The following is a 5,896-nucleotide window of genomic DNA, read 5'->3' on the forward strand; positions in this document are numbered from 1 at the left end:
GCCCGCTTGGCGGCGAACATCCTCCACTGACCCGAACTCAGCCGGGGGCAATCGTGCCGCCCCTGCGGCACGATTGCCCCCGGCTGAGTTCGGGTCAGTGGAGGATGTTCGCCGCCAAGCGGGCCGCGCGGCGGGTTCGAGGGGTGGAGAGGCGGCGGGCGGCCGGGTGGAGGATGGTCGCCGTGGTGCCCACCGGCTGCCAGCGGACCTGCAGGCGGCCCGGGTTGTGGCCCTCCGGTTCCACCGTGACCTGGTGCGGGGTGGTGCCGGCGCGGTACGGGACGCGGGCGGTGAGGACCGGGAAGTGCAACGGGGCCAAGAGGACGCCGGTGTGGACGCGGCCCTCGTGGCGCAGCCGGAGTACGGGGTGGCGCAGCCCCTCGAAGCCGTGCAGGGGGAGGCGGGCCGCCGCGAGGTCGAGGCGGACGCGGCCCTCGAAGACGCCGGGGCGGAGGGGGGAGAGGCGGAAGGGGACCGTCAGGCGCCGGCGGCCCGGCGAGAGGTGCAGGGTGGCACGCTGCGGGCCGACCGGGAGGCGCAGCGCGGGGTCGTAGGTGCGGACCGTGAGGTCGATCGACGCACCGGGGCCGCGCGCGAGGTCCGTGATCTCGTGCCGGAGCAGGGCGGTGAAGAACGGGCGGGTGTCCAGCTCCAGGTCCGTCAGGTCCAGTTCGCGGCGGGCCTCGGCCGATCCCGGGACCCCCTCGCCCCAGTAGGTCCGGCCGCTCTCCTCGTCCGGCGTCACCCGGCGCGGGGCGACGGCGTGACCGAGACCCCGCGCCGCCTCCCGTACGTCGGACAGGCGCCGGTCGCGCAGCAGTTGGAGGACCACCCGTTCGGCGCGGGGCAGACGCGCGTAGGCGCCCTCGGCGAGCGTGTCGAGGTAGGGCGTCATGAGGTCGGCGAAGGACGCGAGCCAGGCGTCGTCCCGGTACGGGAGGTCGCCGGCGTACATGCGGAAGTCGTGCTTGAGGAACTTGAAGTCCTTGTCCTCGCGCAGCGACTCGTGCCCGCTCCCGGTCAGGAACGCGTCGATGAGACGCTGGACGTGGACGCGGTCGCGGACGTTGCCGAGCAGGTGCCGCTGGTTGGAGATGGAGGCGGTCTCGGAGGCGGCGTACGGGGCGACGTACCAGCGGTAGACCGGTTCGGGGACGACGGTGAACGTCCTGGCCAGGCAGTACGCCTGCGCCGAGAAGAGCTGGTCCTCGTAGTGGATGCCCTCGGGGAAGCGCAGGCCGTGCCGGTCGAGGAAGGCGCGGGCGTACATCTTGCTGGTCGACAGGTGTTCGAAGAGCAGCCGCGGATCGGCCTCGATGCCGTCCAGGGTGCGGCGTTCGGCGACCAGGTGCGGCATCCAGGTGGTGCGGCGTCCGCCGTCCACGCGTATCCGGTGCACCGCGCCCATCGCGAAGTCGAGGTCGCGTTCGCGGTGGGCGGCGAGCAGGGTCTCGACGGCGCGCTCGGGGAGTTCGTCGTCGCTGTCCAGGAACATCAGGTACGGCGACCGCGCGATCTCCAGGGCGCGGTTGCGCGGCACGCCGCACCCGCCGCTGTTCTCCGGCAGGCGCAGGTACACGACGCGCGGGTCGCGGGCCGCCAGCGCGCGGGCCACCTCGGGGGTCGCGTCGGTCGAGTGGTCGTCGCTGATGACGACCTCGATGTTCGCGTGGGTCTGGCGCAGTACGGACCCGACCGCGCGCGGGAGGCGCTCGGCGTCGTTGTAGACGATGACCGTGACGGTGACGTCCGGGGCCTCCACGGACGAGGGCGCGGACGGCGGGCCCGCGGCCGGGTCGGTGGCCGGACTCGTGGCTGCTCCGGTGGCGGCTCTCATGACGCGTTGGCCTCCTCGGGGCTCGGCGCCGGGGTGCGCTCCTCGATCGGCAGGACCGGGGGCAGCGTGCGTTCGTCCTGGCCGAGGAAGACCCGGCGGACGACGCGTTCGGCGGCGCGGCCGTCGTCGTACTCGCAGAACCGGCGCCGGAAGGCGGTCCGTGCCTTGGCCGCGCGCTCGTCGTGCCAGGCGTCGGTGGTGAGGATCTCCGTCAGTTCGGCCTGGCCGCGGGCGACCGGGCCGGGTGCCTCGGCCATCAGGTCGAAGTAGACGCCGCGGGTGGTGCGGTACGTCTCCCAGTCGTCGGCGTGGATGACGATCGGGCGGTCCAGGTTGGCGTAGTCGAACATGATCGACGAGTAGTCCGTGACCAGCGCGTCGGCGGCCAGGCACAGTTCCTCGACGGGTTCGTAGGAGGAGACGTCGATGAGGCGGCCGGTGCGGCGCAGGCCGGCCGGCGGGGCGGACGGGGTGGACGTGCCCTCGTAGAAGTAGTGGGCGCGGACCAGCAGGACCGTGTCCTCGCCGAGGTCGGCCGCCAGTGCCGCGAGGTCGAGGCGCGGGGTCCAGCCCGCCTCGTAGTCGCGGTGGGTGGGCGCGTAGAGGATCGCCCTGCGGCCGGGCGGGACGCCCAGGCGCTCGCGGACCGCGCGGACCTCGGCGGCGCCGGCCGTGTAGTAGACGTCGTTGCGCGGATAGCCGTGGTCGAGGGAGACGTGGCGGGAGGGGTAGGCCCGTTGCCACATGCGGGTCGTGTGGCCGTTGGCGGAGACGCTGTAGTCCCACCGGTCGACGCGTTCGAGGAGCGCCGGGAAGTCCAGGCCCCGGGCGGCGGCGGGGTAGGGCATCTGGTCCAGGCCCATGCGCTTGAGCGGGGTGCCGTGGTGGGTCTGGAGGTGGACGGTGCCGGGGCGTTTGACCACCGCGTCCGGGAAGTTGACGTTGTTGACGAGGTACTTGGCGCGGGCCAGCACCTCCCAGTAGCGGCGGGTGCCGGGGACGACGTGGTCGGTGCCGGGCGGCAGCAGCGCCGCGTTCGCCGCGGTGACCACCCACACCGGGTGGACGTTCGGGGCGAGTTCGGCCAGCTCGGCGGCTATCGCGGCCGGGTTGCAGGCCACGCCGCGGGCCCAGTAGGCCGAGAAGACGGCGAGGTGCGGGTCGATCGGGCGGGTCAGTGCCCTGCGGTACTGGAGGGAGCGCACCCGGTCGCCGGACAGGCGCCTGCCGGTGCGCACCGCCGACCGCACCCTGCGGCGCGTGTGGTTGGCGGCCTGGAGGGCGCGGTACCTCGTGTACGCGCCGTCGGCCAGCAGCGACCGGCGTACGCCTTCGAGTCCGGCCGGGTTCCGGTGGCCGTCGGGGCGCAGGCGGCGGGCGGCCGACGACGCCCGGCGGAAGAACTCCCGCGCCACGTCGTCCGGCATTCCGGCGCGGGCGAAGGTGCGCAGGCAGTCGCGGACCATCAGGTCGTACAGGGCGCCGCGGACGGCCGGGCGGTCGGCGGCGAGGCCGAGCAGCGTCTCGTAGCGGTCGACCAGGGCGTACCGCTGCTGCGGCGTGACCGGTGGCAGGCTCTCGGCGCGCAGCCGGCGGTCCTCGAACGCCGGCCGGGGCAGGCAGGCGACGCGGTCGGCGAGCAGCAGGGCGACGAGGGCGGCGAACGGCTCGTCGTCGGTGGTCAGGAGCCGCTCGTGCGCCCTCCAGAAGCCGGCCCGCACGGCGCGGTTCCCGAGCAGCGGGGTCAGCCCGAGCAGCCCCGCGCGGTCGTCCAGGGCGAGGTCGGCGTGTCCGGCGCGGGCGAGGCGGGGGCCGTCGGGGGAGGGCAGACCGGAGGCCCGCCAGGTGCTGCGGACGTGGTCGAAGAGCAGGACGTCCACCGTGTCGGGGAGGTCCGCGGCGTGCTGGGCGACCGTGCGCGGGGCGCCGGGGGGCAGCCCGTCCTTGGCGTGCACGAAGTGCAGCCACCGGCCCCGCGCCCGCGCCGCCCCCGCCGCGCGGGCCGCGGAGTCGCGGGCGCCGTCGGGCAGGGGCAGCACGGTGAACGCGGGGACGTGGCCCTCGGCCGTCTCCCCGGCCCAGTCCCCGACGGCGGCGACGATCACTTCGACGCCGGTGAGGGGGTGGGCGGCCAGCGAGTCGAGGAGTGCGGGCAGGTGGTCCTGGACGTTGGGGCCGTGGACGACGACGCTGAGGTCGGGGGTCTCGGGCATCGCTGGGGCTCCTTAGCCTCGGTCGCTCCCTGCGCACTCCTTGGGGTCGTGTCTATTCGGACATGGTGGCATTAAACAGGCAAAAGGGTTAATCGAGAGTACGCCTCACGGGGGAAGGGCGCCGTCAGGCGGAGGCCTTCGCCTTGGGCGCCGCCTTGGGAGCGGCCTTCGGCTTCGCCGCCTTGTCCGGGCCGCCGGTGAACTTCTCGTACTCCTTCAGGACCTCCTCGGTGGGCCCGTCCATCCGCAGCTCGCCGCGCTCCAGCCACAGCACCCGGTCGCAGGTGTCGCGGATGGACTTGTTGCTGTGGCTGACCAGGAAGACCGTGCCGGCGTGCTTGCGCAGCTCCCGGATGCGCTCCTCGGAACGCTTCTGGAAGGAGCGGTCGCCGGTGGCCAGGGCCTCGTCGACCAGCAGGACGTCGTGGTCCTTGGCCGCGGCGATGGAGAAGCGCAGGCGGGCGGACATGCCGGAGGAGTAGGTGCGCATCGGCAGGGTGATGAAGTCGCCCTTGTCGTTGATCCCGGAGAAGTCGACGATGTCCTGGTAGCGCTCCTTGATCTGCGCGCGGGACATGCCCATCGCCAGGCCGCCCAGATACACGTTGCGTTCGCCGGTGAGGTCGTTCATCAGGGCGGCGTTGACGCCGAGCAGCGAGGGCTGGCCGTCGGTGTAGATGCGGCCGTTCTCCACCGGGAGCAGCCCGGCGACCGCTTTGAGCAGCGTCGACTTGCCGGAGCCGTTGGTGCCGATCAGGCCGATCGCCTCGCCCCGGTACGCCACGAAGGACACCTTCTTCACCGCGTGCACCCGGCGCACGCCCGCGGCCTTCTCGCTCTTCCTGCGGCGCAGGATGCGGTTGAGGGCGGCGGTCGCGGAGCCGCGGCCCGCCCCGGTGCCGTTGACCCGGTAGACGATGTCGACGCCGTCGGCGACGACGGTGGGAACGCGCTCGGCAGGGGTGTTGTCAGCCACGACCGTAGGTCTCCTCGGCCTTCCAGAAGTAGATGAAGCCGCCGATCCCGGCGACCAGGGCCCAGCCCAGGGCCATCGCCCACACGTGGTCCGGCAGCATGTCCCCGCCGAAGCTGTCGATCAGGGCGAACCGCATCAGGTCGATGTAGACGACGGCCGGGTTGACCTGGAGCAGCGGGCCGACCCAGGACGGCAGGTCGCTGTCGGGTCCGGTCATGTGGTGGATGCTGAACATGACGCCCGAGGCGTACATCCAGGTGCGCAGCAGGAAGGGCATCAGCTGGGCCATGTCCGGGATCTTGGAGCCCACCCGGGCCATGACCAGCGCCACGCCCGCGTTGAACACGAACTGGAGCACCAGCGCCGGGATCGCCAGCAGCCAGGAGGGGCCGGGCGGGACGCCGAACGCCAGCAGGATGACCACGAGGGCGGCCATCGAGAACAACAGCTGCTGGAGCTGCTGGAGGCAGAAGGAGACCGGCAGTGCGGCTCGCGGGAAGTGCAGGGCGCGGACGAGGCCGAGGTTGCCGGATATGGCCCGGGTGCCCGCCATGATCGAACTCTGCGTGAACGTCCACACGAACACGCCGGTGACCAGGAACGGGACGAAGTCCTCCACCCCGTGGCTGGTGTTCATCAGCATGCCGAAGATGAAGTAGTACACCGCCGCGTTGAGCAGCGGCGTCATCACCTGCCAGACCTGGCCCAGCTTGGCCTGGCTGTACTGGGCGGTGAGCTTGGCCGTCGAGAAGGCGCCGATGAAGTGCCGGCGGGCCCACAGCTGGCGGACGTACTCGGGCAGGGAGGGGCGGGCGCCGCTGGACCCCACGGACGCCACCTGTAAACAAATCGTGCTGGCCGCGATCACAT

Annotated in this window: 4 protein-coding genes; all 4 read right to left on the reverse strand. The window is 72.6% G+C overall.

What is annotated here, in order from left to right; genetic code table 11:
• Window positions 1–94: 94 nt before the first annotated feature.
• The gene (locus DMH12_RS36570; RefSeq protein WP_125495602.1) at window positions 95–1,837 is read right to left on the reverse strand and encodes a glycosyltransferase family 2 protein; all 1,743 of its coding nucleotides are present in this window, start codon (window positions 1,835–1,837) and stop codon (window positions 95–97) included.
• On the reverse strand, window positions 1,834–4,050 hold the full coding sequence (locus DMH12_RS36575) for a CDP-glycerol glycerophosphotransferase family protein (RefSeq protein ID WP_125495603.1): 2,217 nt from the start codon (window positions 4,048–4,050) through the stop codon (window positions 1,834–1,836). The genes DMH12_RS36570 and DMH12_RS36575 overlap by 4 nt, the downstream gene beginning before the upstream one ends.
• 124 nt (window positions 4,051–4,174) lie before the next feature.
• Window positions 4,175–5,026 carry an ABC transporter ATP-binding protein gene (locus DMH12_RS36580; RefSeq protein ID WP_125495604.1) on the reverse strand — a complete coding sequence of 284 codons (852 nt, stop codon included), beginning with the start codon at window positions 5,024–5,026 and terminating at the stop codon, window positions 4,175–4,177.
• Window positions 5,019–5,894 (reverse strand): ABC transporter permease, encoded by an 876-nt coding sequence (locus DMH12_RS36585; protein ID WP_260474476.1) that lies wholly within the window; start codon window positions 5,892–5,894, stop codon window positions 5,019–5,021. The genes DMH12_RS36580 and DMH12_RS36585 overlap by 8 nt, the downstream gene beginning before the upstream one ends.
• Between the last annotated feature and the right edge of the window lie 2 nt (window positions 5,895–5,896).

Origin of the sequence: Streptomyces sp. WAC 04229 (genome assembly GCF_003947455.1) — a bacterium.
Classification (GTDB): domain Bacteria; phylum Actinomycetota; class Actinomycetes; order Streptomycetales; family Streptomycetaceae; genus Streptomyces.